The organism is Thalassovita autumnalis, assembly GCF_001458255.1.
GTDB classification, from domain to species: Bacteria; Pseudomonadota; Alphaproteobacteria; order Rhodobacterales; family Rhodobacteraceae; genus Thalassobius; species Thalassobius autumnalis.
Genome location: NZ_CYSB01000025.1, coordinates 200,303 through 213,043, shown reverse-complemented (window position 1 = coordinate 213,043; position 12,741 = coordinate 200,303). Strand labels below are relative to the sequence as shown.

Below are 12,741 nucleotides of genomic sequence, written 5' to 3'. Positions count from 1 at the left end.
TTTTCGATTTCCCGTCTGAATGACGTGATCTTGCGAAAAAGGCCAGTTATAAGTGAAAGAAAATCATCAACAACGGGCAGCAGGACTATGGGGCGTCTTATCAAATGGCTTTTCATCTTAGCGGTGGTGGCAGCGGTGGCCTTGGTCGCTTACGCCTATATCGGGCCGTGGCTGGGGGCTGACTTCTCCCCCAACCAGGAGGAAATCCGACAACAGGTGATTCTGGATGCGGGCTAAACAGCGGCGGCTTTGGCTGACGACAGCGCTGGGGGTGACCCTGGCCATGACAACAGCCGCTGAGGCGCAGGAACCCCTGTCGGCCATCGACTGGCTGAACGATCCGGTAACCGCGCCCGTGATTGATGCTGACCGGCTGAGCGAACCGCCGGTGTCTGAGGGGGCGATGATCCCCGATGTAGCCGTTGCGCCACTGGGACAGGTCACCAATGACGCGGTGGGCCTCCTGTCTTCAAAGGTGACCGGCCTGCCCGCAGATCTGTGGCAATATTCCGCGACCACCTCCTTGATTGAACTGCTGCGCGCCCAAGAGGTGACGGCGCTGCCCTCGATGCAGGCGTTGTTTTACACGCTCTTGCTGGCTGAGGCCGAAGCGCCAGCGGATTCCACCAACAGCAGTCTGTTGCTGCAGGGCCGTCTGGATGCCCTGCTGGAACTGGGCGCGGTTGAGGCTGTGCAGGCCCTGCTGGATCGCACAGGGGCCGGTGACAAGCCGCTGTTTTCGCGCTGGTTTGACGCCACGCTCTTGACCGGTGACGAAGATCTGGCCTGTGACAAGCTGACGGGTGCGCCGCACCTCAGCCCGTCTTACGCGGCGCGGGTCTTTTGCACTGCGCGCAGTGGCGATTGGAACACCGCGGCGCTGACATTGGCCACCGGGGATGCGCTGGGGCTGGTGAGCGAACAGGAAATGGCGCTGTTGCAGCTGTTCCTGGATCCGGAGCTGTTTGAAGGTGACCCGCTGCCGCATCCGCCGGTTCGCCCGTCGCCGCTGATCTTCCGCCTGCGCGAAGCGGTGGGGGAAGCGCTGCCAACAGCGCCTCTGCCACGCGCCTTTGCGGTCGCGGATCTACGCGGAACAGTCGGCTGGAAGGCCAAGATTGAAGCGGCGGAACGTCTGGCCCAAACCGGGGCACTGGCACCAAACCGGTTGCTTGGCATCTATTCAGAACGGCTGCCTGCGGCCTCGGGCGGGATCTGGGACCGGATCGATGCGGTGCAACGGTTCGATATTGCGCTGAAGGCACGTGATGCCAGCGCGGTCGCCCGGACCCTGCCCAAGGCCTTCACCGCCATGCAGGTGGCGCGGCTGGAGGTGCCCTTTGCCAAGCTCTACGCCGAGGAGTTGATCAAGCTGCCGCTCACAGGCGATGCGGCACAGCTGGCCTATCACGTGGCGCTTCTGTCGCCATCTTACGAGACCGCAGCGCAAACCCTGGGCGACGCCCTGCCCGATCAGGCCTTCCTGACCGCGCTTGCCAAGGGCCAACCGGGCTCTGTGCAGGCCCGCAGTGATGTGGAGCGCGCGATTGTACAGGGTTTTGCAGGTCTGGCCCTGCCAGAGGTGTTTGCCCCGGATATGGCGGACCGCCGCCTGGGCGAAGTGATCCTGCGCGCGATGCTGCTCTATCAGCGCGCCATCGCTGGTGAGATCCGCGAACTGCCCATCGCGCTGGCCACTTTCCGCGCCGTGGGGCTGGAAGACACCGCGCGGCAGGCTGCCCTACAGGCCCTGCTGTTGGAGCGGGGGTTCTGATGGCCACTGATCACCCCATGTCACACTGGATCTCCGCCTTTTTGGAGGCGCAGGCAGCTGAGTTGGGCGCGGCGGAAAACACGCTGGCCGCCTATGGCCGGGATCTGCTGGGCTTCAGCCAGTTTCTTGAGGCCGCGCATCAGACGTTTGCAACAGTCACCCGCGATCAGATCGAAAGCTATCTGATCGAATGTGACGCCGAGGGGCTGTCCACCTCCACCCGGGCGCGGCGACTTTCATCGATCAAACAGCTGTTTCGCTTCGCCTTTGAAGAGGGCTGGCGCACGGACAATCCGGCGATCCAAATCTCCGGTCCCGGCCGCAGCAAGAAACTGCCTAAGACCCTCAGCGAGGAAGAGGTGGATCGGCTGCTGTCAGCAGCACGCTGTGACACGCAAGGCACCGCCGCCCGTCTGCGCAACACCTGCCTGATGGAACTGCTCTACGCCACGGGCATGCGGGTCAGCGAACTGGTCTCACTGCCTGTCAGTGCCTGCCGGGGGGATCCACGGGTGCTGCTGATCAAAGGTAAGGGCGGCAAGGAACGGATCGTGCCGCTGTCACCGCCTGCGCGGGATGCCTTGGCGGAATGGCTGCTGGAACGCGATGCCAAGGAAACCCTAGCGCGGCAGGAAAAGGGCACACCGAACAGCCTGTTTCTATTTCCCAGCACCGGCAAGCTGGGGCATTTGACGCGGCACCGCTTCTTCCAGCTGATCAAGGATTTTGCGGTGCGTGGCGGTGTCAGCCCGTCAAACGTCACGCCGCACACCCTGCGCCATGCCTTTGCCACCCATCTGCTGTCCAATGGTGCTGACCTTCGGGTGATCCAAACCCTGCTGGGGCATGCTGATCTGGCCACCACGGAAATTTACACCCATGTGCTAGAAGACCGGCTGAAAGAACTGGTGCTGGAACACCATCCGCTGGCGGAAGAGTGAAAATGCCGCTCCGTGTGCCCTGATGCCCCTTGAACGGGGGCGCACACCACCCCATAACCGGTTAGAGCGTATGGGGTTTGCCTAGCGCAGGATAGATCGGGGATCTCTTCACATGGACGACAGCGCCATTGTCATCGATAGCGCCTTTTGGACCACAGCCGGGGCAATTTTGTTCCTGCTGGTTTTGTCAGGACTGTTTTCGGGTTCGGAAACCGCGTTGACGGCGGCCTCGCGGGGCAAGCTGCGCAGTCAGGCGGACAAGGGATCGCGCGGTGCCGCACGCGCCCTGCGGATCACCGAAGACAGCGAGCGGCTGATCGGCTCGGTCCTGCTTGGCAACAACCTTGTGAATATCCTTGCCACCTCCTTGGCAACCGCTCTGTTTACCAGCCTCTTAGGCGAAAGCGGCGTGGCGCTGGCCACATTGGTCATGACGCTTCTGGTGCTGATCTTTGCCGAAGTGCTGCCGAAAACCTACGCGATCACCAACCCCGAAGCGGCCGCCGCCAAAGCATCGCCTTTCATTGCCATAGTGATCACCGTCTTTGCCCCCGTGGTTAGCGCGGTGCGCTGGCTTGTGCGTGCAGTTTTGCGGGTGTTTGGCGTCAAAACCGATCCCGATAGCCACATTCTTGCCGTGCGTGAGGAAATCGCTGGCGCGCTTCAGCTGGGCCGCTCGGAAGGTGTTGTTGAAAAAGAAGACCGTGACCGCATCCTTGGCGCGCTGGATCTGGGCGACCGCGCGGTGGATGAGATCATGTTGCACCGCAGTCAGATCGAAATGATCAATGCCGACGATGATCCTGAAACCATCGTAGCACAATGTATGGAAAGCCCGCACACCCGCCTGCCGCTGTGGCGCAACGACCCCGATAACATCATCGGCGTGGTCCATGCCAAAGAACTGCTGCGCGCCATCCACAAACGCGCCTTCGGGCCAGAGGCCGGCGGGCTCAAAGACTTTGACATCGGATCAGTCGCGATCCCGCCCTACTTTGTGCCGGACACCACCACGCTGGACGACCAGATGCGCCAGTTCCTGCGCCGCCGCGCCCATTTTGCACTGGTGGTGGATGAATATGGCTCCCTCGAAGGGCTCATCACCCTTGAGGATATTCTGGAAGAAATCGTGGGTGAGATCACCGACGAATATGATGACGAAGCCGAACATATGGCGCAGAAAACCAAGGACGGTCAGTTCATGGTTGAAGGCGCAATGACCATCCGTGACCTGAACCGCGCGCTGGAATGGGATCTGCCTGATGATGAGGCCAACACCATCGCCGGTCTGGTCATTCATGAGGCCCAGATGATCCCGACGGTTGGTCAGGTCTTCTCCTTCCACGGTTTTCGCTTCCGGGTGATCGAACGGCAGGACAACCGGGTCACCAAGCTGAAGATCGGCAAGCTTTGAGCCGGGCAATCCTGATCCTGGCAGCTGGCGCCTCCTCCCGGATGGGTGTGGGGCGCGATAAGCTCATGGAACAGATCGGGGGCACCGCCTTGCTGCGCCTCACCTGCGAAAAGGCGCTTTGCTGCGGAGTGCAGGTTTTCGCCTGCGTTCCCTCCCTAACCCATGACCGCACTGCACTATTGCCCGAAGGCGTGCGTGCCATCCCGGTGCCAAATGCGGCGGAGGGCATGGGCGTTTCGCTGGCGACAGGCATTGCAGCCCTGCCCGACCAAATCACTGACGTGATGGTCCTGCCTGCGGATATGCCAGACCTCAGCGCCGCCGATCTGGTGCGGGTATGGGGGGAACACCGGCAAGGTCAGATCACACGAGGCGCCCGCAACACCGCAAAACCGGGCCATCCGGTGATCTTTCCAAGCGAGTGTTTTGCAGATCTACGGCAACTGTCTGGTGATGAAGGCGCGCGGTCCGTGGTCAAATCCTATGCCGGTCAGGTCCATCTGGTGCCCTTGCCAGGGAAAAACGCCCTGACCGATCTGGACACGCCCGAGGCCTGGGCAGATTGGCGCGCCAAAGCGGGCGGTGTTTAGGAAAACAGAACGCGCACTTCGCGGCTGCTCAATGTGGGGCGGGCGGCATCATAGCCCTCGGCAACCGCCACTTCGGGGAACAGCGCCAGCAGTTCGTCGCGCTGTGCCTGATCCATGCCCGCCAATGTCAGATCGCCCGGCTGGAAACTTTCACTCCAGGCGCCGTCGCTCAGCACGATCTGATGTCGGTCAAACATCAGGTGGATATAGGTCACAGGTGCGGCGGCGCGCTGTACGACCCCGTCCAGGCAGGTCAGCTGGATGGCCGGCACCAGCACCTCATCCTCGCCAAACCAAAGCGCCACCTGCGGGCCCGAGATCAACATGCGGTGTTGCGGTGACACCAGCAGATCGCGCTGCGGCACCCCTGCCCCCAAGGTACCTGCCGGAATGAACACCGGGCGCAATTCGGGCGCGGTCAACTGATCCTGTCGGGTCAGACGACGCTGACCCACCCAGCGGATCGGCTGGAAATGATCATCCCGCGTCATCACCAGATCACCGACCTTCAACTGCCCCGCAGGCCGTTCGCCACGGGTGGTCAGAATGCGGGTTTCCGAGGTGAAGCAGGGCACACGTTTGATGGTTTCGATTTCCGAGAAATGCAGCACCGCGCCATTGTCCCAGACAACCATACCCGCCTCGGGATCAACGGGATCATAGGTGACGGTTGCCGGCCCGATGATCGTCAGCCGATCGCCCACGCTTTCGCCGGTTTCACCGCCAATCACGGTCATCTCAACATCTGGGGCTAGGCTGTCATACTGGATGTGGAACCAATCATCCCCATCCTCACCCAGCGCGAAATCGCCATCGCCTACGCGGAAACCATCATTGCCGTCCCCGCCATACAGCCAGCTGTAGCCGCCGCCACCCACCAGCCAATCGGCGTCATCGCCGCCATAAAGCGTGTCATTGCCCTGCCCGGCCACAAGGCTATCCAGCCCCGCGCCACCGTGCAGCACATCATCACCTTCGCCGCCAAGCAGTGTATCGTCACCCGCCTCACCGTAAACCGTGTCGGACCCGGCACCGGCACTGACCTGATCAGCGCCACCGCCTGCTTCGACCAGATCATCATCCGGGCCAGCGCCGCCAGTTCCGTCACCGGCATCAATGCGGTCACCATCGCCGTCGCCAGTGTAATCCACATCAATGACATCCGCACCCGCCGTGCCATCAATCACCCCGTCCGAGGTGGGCACCGTGCCTGCCAGGCTGGGCAGGCCCATCGCCTCCAACATGGCGGGGTCAGACAGTTGATCCGGGCTCACGCCTACAAGGACGATGCTTTCGGCCTTGGGGAACAACAGCATCGCGCTGCCATCATCGGCCATCTGCATGCGCAGATCACCATCGCCCAAGGGCTCACCGCCCTCATCAGTCATCGCAGACAGATCGAACCGGTCATAAACACGATAGGTGCCATCCGGGTTCAGTTCAGGCAGGCGGAAACCAACAACCGCATCCGCGCCGCTGAAATCGCCCAGCCGCACCGTATCATTGCCGCTGCCCAACAGCAGGTTTTCAACATCCTCGAAAGTGGCCGTATAGGTGCCATCGCTGATCGAACCCCAGCCTTCTAGGCCATGGGTCAGATCCACATCCAGATCATCGGTGATCGCGGTCAGGTCAAGAACGTCACCGGTGACTTCATCAATGCCTTCCATCTCAATGGTATCATTGCCAAAATCGTTTTCCAGCCGAATGGTATCATCGCCATAACCGGACCAGATAAAGTCATTTCCTGTGCCGCCTTCCATCCATTCGTTGCCGAAAGATCCGCGCATCCAGTCATTGCCCGCGCCGCCGAACATCGTGTCCGAGCCGCGGTCGCCGTTCATCCAGTCATCGCCATCCCCACCGACGATGTAGTCGGTGCCGTCAAAGCCTTCGATGCTGTCATTGCCGTGGCCGCCATAGATGTGATCGTTGCCCTCATCGGCGCGGATGGTGTCATCGCCCGCACCGCCGTAGATGGTATCATCGTCCTCACCGGCCAGGATGCTGTCATTGCCATGACCGGCATCGATCAGATCATTGCCGTGTCCGGCAAAAACCGTGTCATTTCCGGCGCCTGCGCGGAACACATCATCGTTGGATCCATCAGCCGCATCATTGGAGTCACGGCGATCGCCATCTACGTCAGGCTCCAGATCGAAGCCCATTTCGTCATCGCCAGAAGTGCCTTCGATGACATATTGCACGCCGCTAGGGCCTTGGTACGCCAGCTCCGCCGCGTTCAGGTCAAACAGACCGTCCGCCACACCCAGTCCGGCCTCATCAAGGTCTTGCTGATGCGGCAAAGTGATCGCGTCACTCTGCCCGGTCAGATCCGCACCCGGCGCGACCAAAACGTCAGACAGCACAGGGGCGCCCGCATCGGGGGAGGTCAATCCAGACAGATCCAGTGCCAGATAGGCATCCCCCATCGCAGTGGGATCCGTGCTGACCGTGGCCACACCGCTGTAGGTATAAAGCGCTGTCGCAGCTAAGTAATCTTCGTGGCTGGCATAAACGGTCACGCCTGTGATGGTGGTCGCATCGGTAAAGCTGCCATCATCCGCGGCATCCACAACCTGCAGAACAACCACCTGCCCGGCACCGAACAGTGCCGCGCCACCAGACACATTCAACTGTCCGGCCGAGGCTGCCAGAAGCGGATTGGCCAACAGGTCATTGCCGTAGATGAAAAACGAACCGTCCATTATGCGTCCTGTCCCGTTGGAGCCACAACGCCATCCCACAGCTGTCTCACGCGCACCACCTGGGTCGCGGGGAAAATGTGCTGGTCCGGCATTATGATCTGCTCGTTATGGTTCATGCCTATACTTCTGAATACGGCCGGACCTCGCGCCATTTAAGCCGCAAGATCCAGGAATTGTGATCGATCAGACCCAATCATTTAGGCAAAAGATGGACAGGTTAACGGCGCTTTTGGACCTTCATGCGGTCAAAGCGGGTTCAACAGGGGATGAAACGAAAAACCGCCCCCCAGCAGCCAAAACACAACCCAAAGGTCATCACACACAGGCTGGGGAGGCGGGAATTTGGGAAAAGGAACAGCCCCCTATTCCTCTTCCGGCGCGGCCACGCTGTGGCGCTGGCCGCGCGCTGCAAACCAAATTGGTTAGCGTTTGAGGGTCAGGATCTGTGCCTCATGCTTCTTCAGCGAACGGCGGGCCGCCTGATAATTGTCCAGACCTTCTTTTTCCTTCAGTTCAGGGAAGAGGGTCAGGATTTCATCGCGCTGATCACGGCCGATACCCTTCAGGGTGTAGTCGCCCGGGTGGAAGCTTTCGGTCCAGGAGCCATCCGACAGCACAACTTCGTGCTGATCAAACATGAAGTGAATGTAGGTGGTGCCCACCACGTTCACTTTGTGGATGCCGTCCAGACCAACCAGATGCTTCGCCGAGGCCAGAACTTCGGTCTCATTGAAGTAGAGGTTCACCTTCTCATTGGTGACCAGAACCCGGTGGTTCGGGCTGACCATCATGTCACGCTCCGGCAGGCCGTTGCCCAGGGCACCTTTGCGGATCAGAACCGGCTGCAGCTTGGGCTGACGGGCCAGATCAATGCCGTTCATACGCTTCTGGCCAACCCAGCGAATTTCCTGGATGCCGTTGTCACGGGTGATGATCTTGTCACCTTCCTGCAAGTCCTCAACACGACGCTGACCTTTCGGCGTCGCGATCAGGCTGCCGGGGGTGAAGCAGGGCACGATGTCTTCGATGTTGGTAAAGGTCGCCGTCCCGGTCACCTCACCATCATCGCCAAGGAACTCAACGGTGCCGTCAAAGCCATTGCCATCGCTGTCGGTCACCAGATCGGTCAAACGGAAAGGACCCGAATCCGACAGATCCAGCGTGTCCCAATCATCGCCTTCAGAGCCGCCGTCGATGACATCGCCCGCATCAGCGCCCACGATGCTGTCGCGATCTGCGCCACCGGAAATCGTATCCGCATCACCACCGCCATACAGCTCATCCGCGCCATCGCCACCGATCAGCGTGTCATTGCCAACACCGCCATAAATCGTGTCTTCGTCAATCTGGCCGTCCAGGTAGTCATTCCCGGTGCCACCTGCAATCAGGTCATCGTCGTCAGCTCCATAAACCGTATCATTACCCGAACCGGCGTTGATCACGTCCATGCCGTTGTTCGGCACCAGATCATAGGCATCAGGAATATTCACTGCATCTGGAAATTCTGGCGACAGCCCCCCATAAATCAGGTCGTCCCCAGAGCCAGAGTTGATCGTGTCAGATCCTTCGCCGCCGATGATAGTATCACCACCGCTGTCACCATAGATCTCATCGGCATCAATACCGCCGTCGATCAGGTCAGATCCCGCGCCGCCATAGATGGTGTCGGCGTCGTCACCTGTCATGATGGTGTCAGCGCCATCGCCCCCATCAACAAAGTCGCGGTCATTTTCGGGATCTTCGTCCGACGGATAGATGCCAGGATACCCAAGATCCGGCAACGCGCCATCAGTCGCGCCGGGGCCAGATACGATCAGGTCTGATCCATCTTCGCCCAGAATAACATCCGAACCATCCCCACCTTCGATGGAGTCATCCCCTACACCACCGAGGACAGTATCATCCCCATCAAGTGCGCGGATGATATCGTCATTGGCTTCGTTTTCGGGGAAGATGTTATCTTCGGCGTCGACCATGTCACCGTCGTTATCGCCAGTGTAGGCCAGATCGATGAGATCGTCATCCTCAGTGCCCCAAACGATCCCGTCGCGTTCACCGCGTGGGTCACCAACATCCACGGTCTCAAAATGGACATCCGAAATGAACACACGCTGTTCATCATCGCCACCATTGGTATAGCGAATTTCGATGTTGGAAATCGGGCCCGCGATCTGCACCAGAGCTGAGGCTTCCGCGTCCGTCGCAGACCAGCTGCCACCTTCCGCCGTCGCAGCGCCACCTGCAACTGCAATATCGGACCCTGGCGTGATGGTTACTGGAACCTCATTGCCATCAGCATCATAGGCGATGATCTCAATGCCATCGAGGTGGCTACCACCCGCATTGAAAGGGTCAGCACCGCCATCCAGATCATTCAAGCGAAAGCTGACGTTCTGTACATTGTCTGTGTAAAGTTCATTGCTGGAAGTGAAGTCCATCGTGACGACGGACGTATCTGACACGCCATCCTCATCGCCGCCATTCCCCAGCAGCTTGAGTGACGAGTTCGGATCAAACGGATCTTCCGCAGCCACATAAGTGTCTGAACTCATGATGAAGGCTTCTGCGCCATCATCGATGCCAGTGAATCCCACCGTTACGTCTACACCGCCGGTGTCAACGGTTGAGGACGCGGCAAGCGCCGAATTATAGGAGCCAAACAAGGACCAATCGAGAACCAAATTTGCCATCTCAACCCTCTTTCATGTCGCGCGGGGGTTACCCCAAGGCGCGCGGCGCGCCCGAGGCGCACCAAAAGCCAAATCAATAATGCTGTGACATCAAAAAAGGCGTGGGCAAAACTCAACCGCCCGGCCGCAACAGTCGCGACCGGTTCTCCCATTCGAGTCGATCTAGCAGGATCAACACAAGTGGCAGTGCCTCACATTCTCTCGAATGCACAACAGTGTTTTCGTTGGCCGCCCCCGCAGCCAGCAGACGTCGCCCCCCAGTTGGGCTCTTTAATACATACTTAAGTAATTGCGCCAGACAAAGGGATGCGGGCCGTCATCTCGCCAATATTCCGTCTAATTTCGTCAAATCCACCGGAAAGATTGACCACGGATCGGGGAATTTCCCGCAGATTTCCCCGCTTTTATTTTCCGCAATGCAGAACAATTCGCGTTTTTTTGGAAAAATCATGGTTAATTCGCCTTTACGAACACCCAAGAGTTGCACGTTTGTTTCCAGACCAAGAACACCACACTGCCGAAAGGTCGCGTCAAATTTTTGCCGAGCAAAATGACGAATTCGTGCCGATTGGTTCCAATTTGTGGGCAAATAGGCCGAAATTTGAAGGATTGACCCAGCAAAGCGCACCAGGCTGGCACCGCTCTTCGAGGAATTTTCGAATCAATTTGACGAAAACAGGGCCGAATCCGGCCGTTTTGCAGTTTGATTCGGGGCGTCACTCTCCCGAAAGGAGGGGCGTGCCACCCTTTGACGCCAAGCGGCCATCATTTGGCCCATGTTTGGAAACCGCAACAACTGTCGTCAGGCGAAGCGCAGGTAACCACCTCCGCCACCCCATCGTCTTTTCAGCCCGGTTCGCCCAAAGCTTCCAATGCCTCAGCCGCTTGCAGATAGCTCGGCGCGCCATGGTCGGCATGCATCTGACGATACCACCGCGCCCAGGGCAGCCGACGCTCCTCAGCAAAGATCTCATGCCACACCGGCCCAGAAAGCTTGATCGTCCCGTCCGGCAACCGTTCCGCTTGCATCATCCATCCCCTTTGTGGCGTCTTATCCCCTTGCTAAGGCGATTTCACAGCGCTGACAATCATCCTGAGCACAGCCCGCCAAAAACAATAAACCCCTGCATTTCCGAAAGGAAAAACAGGGGTTTATATGGTACCCAAGGCCGGACTCGAACCGGCACGCCCGCAAAGGCGGGGGATTTTGAATCCCCTGCGTCTACCATTCCGCCACTTGGGCACGGTGTTTTGTTGATGTACCGCCCCCGCTGCGCGCCGTCCAGAGGCAAAGCGACGTAATCGTGTAGAAAATTCCCGCGCCGCCCACGGGTTCTGCATCCTGGGATCTGGAGTTTCAGGACGATCGCAGCCCGGAATCCGAAAGTCTACGTCCCGTCACAGGCCGATTTCAGCACAGAATTGTGAGGAGGCCGGAAAATCGGTTGACCGTCCCGCAGGGCCATGGCGTAAAAGACACAAGAAATGAGGCGGGGCATGCTGAAAAAACTATATGACTGGACGATGGCCTTTGCCGATCATCCGCGGGCCCTCTGGGTGCTTGGCATCATTGCCTTTGTCGAAGCCTCCTTCTTTCCGATCCCACCTGATGTGCTGATGATCCCGATGATCCTGGCCCGCCCGTCGCGCGCCTGGCTGATTGCCTCGGTTGCACTGGTCGGCTCGGTCCTTGGCGGCATTCTGGGCTATGGCATTGGCGCCTTCTTCTATGAGGAGCTGGGCCGCCCGGTACTGGAAGCGATGGGCAAAGGCGATGCAATGGCCGGGTTTAACGATCGATTCAACTCCTTCGGGTTCTGGCCAGTGCTGATCGCCGGGCTGACCCCTTTCCCCTTCAAGGTCATTACCATCATGTCGGGCTGGACCGGCTTGCCTGTTGTGACCTTTATCGTGACTTCAATCATCGCACGGGCCTTGCGCTTTTTCATTGTGGCGGCTTTGCTGTGGAAATTCGGCGCGCCGATCCGTGACTTTATCGAACGCCGCCTGGGTCTGATGTTCATCCTGTTCATCGTGATCTTGGCTGGCGGGTTCTATCTGGTGAAATATCTATGATGTCTTTTGACCGCAGAAGTTTGGTGGCACTGGCCACGCTGGGTTCGATCACCCTGATCGGTGGCGCCTTCATGTTTCAGTTTCTGGGTTATGCGCCCTGTAAGCTGTGTCTCTGGCAACGTTGGCCCCATGCGGCGGCCATTGCCATTGGCTGTATCGCGCTGACGCTTGGCGGTTTGCGGATCTTTTCCTGGCTGGGAGCTGCGGCGGCGCTGACCACGGGCGGGCTGGGTGTTTACCACACCGGGGTTGAACGCGACTGGTGGGAAGGCCCGACCAGCTGTAGCGGTAGCGGCAACGGGTTGGACATGGGCAACCTCCTGTCCACCACTGGCAGCGACATCGTCATGTGTGATCAAGTGGTCTGGCAGCTGATGGGCCTGTCGATGGCCAGTTGGAACGCCATTGCATCCTTTGTGATAGCCGGCATCTGGATCGCCGCAGCCACCCGCAAGGCTTAAGCTTAGGACGAAAAGAAAATGGCAGGAACGGGTCTGCACTCCCGTCCCTGCCACATCAGACGTAAAACTGCCGCAACAAGGCAAACT

General features: G+C 59.2%; 10 protein-coding genes and 1 tRNA gene. 7 read left to right on the top strand and 4 right to left on the bottom strand.

Translation table 11 applies throughout. From position 1 onward, the window contains the following. The first annotated feature begins 87 nt into the window (after positions 1-87). The 5 genes from TL5118_RS21345 to TL5118_RS07030 all read left to right on the top strand — a co-directional run bounded on the left by TL5118_RS21345 (position 88) and on the right by TL5118_RS07030 (position 4,719). Entirely contained in the window at positions 88-237 is a 150-nt protein-coding gene (locus TL5118_RS21345) for a hypothetical protein (protein ID WP_165590027.1), read from the top strand. Beyond that, positions 227-1,774 carry a hypothetical protein gene (locus TL5118_RS07045; RefSeq protein ID WP_242601745.1) on the top strand — a complete coding sequence of 516 codons (1,548 nt, stop codon included), beginning with the start codon at positions 227-229 and terminating at the stop codon, positions 1,772-1,774. The genes TL5118_RS21345 and TL5118_RS07045 overlap by 11 nt, the downstream gene beginning before the upstream one ends. Then, positions 1,774-2,715, top strand: a complete 942-nt coding sequence (locus tag TL5118_RS07040; protein ID WP_058241949.1) for a site-specific tyrosine recombinase XerD — start codon at positions 1,774-1,776, stop codon at positions 2,713-2,715. The genes TL5118_RS07045 and TL5118_RS07040 overlap by 1 nt, the downstream gene beginning before the upstream one ends. Before the next feature lie 112 nt (positions 2,716-2,827). Then, positions 2,828-4,129, top strand: a complete 1,302-nt coding sequence (locus TL5118_RS07035; RefSeq protein ID WP_058241948.1) for an HlyC/CorC family transporter — start codon at positions 2,828-2,830, stop codon at positions 4,127-4,129. Then, positions 4,126-4,719, top strand: coding sequence for a nucleotidyltransferase family protein (locus tag TL5118_RS07030; protein WP_242601744.1), 594 nt, complete (start codon positions 4,126-4,128; stop codon positions 4,717-4,719). The genes TL5118_RS07035 and TL5118_RS07030 overlap by 4 nt, the downstream gene beginning before the upstream one ends. On the opposite strand, the gene TL5118_RS07025 is transcribed toward TL5118_RS07030, so the two are convergent. The 4 genes from TL5118_RS07025 to TL5118_RS07010 all read right to left on the bottom strand — a co-directional run bounded on the left by TL5118_RS07025 (position 4,716) and on the right by TL5118_RS07010 (position 11,360). Continuing rightward, on the bottom strand, positions 4,716-7,427 hold the full coding sequence (locus tag TL5118_RS07025; RefSeq protein WP_058241947.1) for a Hint domain-containing protein: 2,712 nt from the start codon (positions 7,425-7,427) through the stop codon (positions 4,716-4,718). The two genes, TL5118_RS07030 and TL5118_RS07025, sit on opposite strands and share 4 nt — an antisense overlap. Positions 7,428-7,849: 422 nt before the next feature. Next, on the bottom strand, positions 7,850-10,117 hold the full coding sequence (locus TL5118_RS07020; RefSeq protein ID WP_242601743.1) for a Hint domain-containing protein: 2,268 nt from the start codon (positions 10,115-10,117) through the stop codon (positions 7,850-7,852). A gap of 846 nt (positions 10,118-10,963) precedes the next feature. Beyond that, entirely contained in the window at positions 10,964-11,146 is a 183-nt protein-coding gene (locus TL5118_RS07015; protein WP_131727419.1) for a hypothetical protein, read from the bottom strand. A gap of 128 nt (positions 11,147-11,274) precedes the next feature. Next, positions 11,275-11,360, bottom strand: a tRNA-Leu gene (locus TL5118_RS07010). Positions 11,361-11,614: 254 nt separating this feature from the next. Between TL5118_RS07010 and TL5118_RS07005 the strand changes: the two genes are divergently transcribed. Further along, a complete protein-coding gene (locus TL5118_RS07005; RefSeq protein WP_058241945.1) occupies positions 11,615-12,193 on the top strand; it encodes a YqaA family protein in 579 nt (192 codons plus the stop codon). Further along, positions 12,190-12,654 carry a disulfide bond formation protein B gene (locus tag TL5118_RS07000; RefSeq protein ID WP_370701668.1) on the top strand — a complete coding sequence of 155 codons (465 nt, stop codon included), beginning with the start codon at positions 12,190-12,192 and terminating at the stop codon, positions 12,652-12,654. Before TL5118_RS07005 ends, TL5118_RS07000 begins: the two co-directional genes overlap by 4 nt. Positions 12,655-12,741: the final 87 nt, after the last annotated feature.

Bases quoted from the DNA above. Each gene is read 5' to 3' on its own strand.
- TL5118_RS21345 (WP_165590027.1), top strand. From the start codon at position 88: ATGGGGCGTCTTATCAAATGGCTTTTCATCTTAGCGGTGGTGGCAGCG.
- TL5118_RS07015 (WP_131727419.1), bottom strand. From the start codon at position 11,146: ATGCAAGCGGAACGGTTGCCGGACGGGACGATCAAGCTTTCTGGGCCG.
- TL5118_RS07020 (WP_242601743.1), bottom strand. From the start codon at position 10,117: ATGGCAAATTTGGTTCTCGATTGGTCCTTGTTTGGCTCCTATAATTCG.
- TL5118_RS07040 (WP_058241949.1), top strand. From the start codon at position 1,774: ATGGCCACTGATCACCCCATGTCACACTGGATCTCCGCCTTTTTGGAG.
- TL5118_RS07000 (WP_370701668.1), top strand. From the start codon at position 12,190: ATGATGTCTTTTGACCGCAGAAGTTTGGTGGCACTGGCCACGCTGGGT.
- TL5118_RS07025 (WP_058241947.1), bottom strand. From the start codon at position 7,427: ATGGACGGTTCGTTTTTCATCTACGGCAATGACCTGTTGGCCAATCCG.
- TL5118_RS07005 (WP_058241945.1), top strand. From the start codon at position 11,615: ATGCTGAAAAAACTATATGACTGGACGATGGCCTTTGCCGATCATCCG.
- TL5118_RS07035 (WP_058241948.1), top strand. From the start codon at position 2,828: ATGGACGACAGCGCCATTGTCATCGATAGCGCCTTTTGGACCACAGCC.
- TL5118_RS07045 (WP_242601745.1), top strand. From the start codon at position 227: ATGCGGGCTAAACAGCGGCGGCTTTGGCTGACGACAGCGCTGGGGGTG.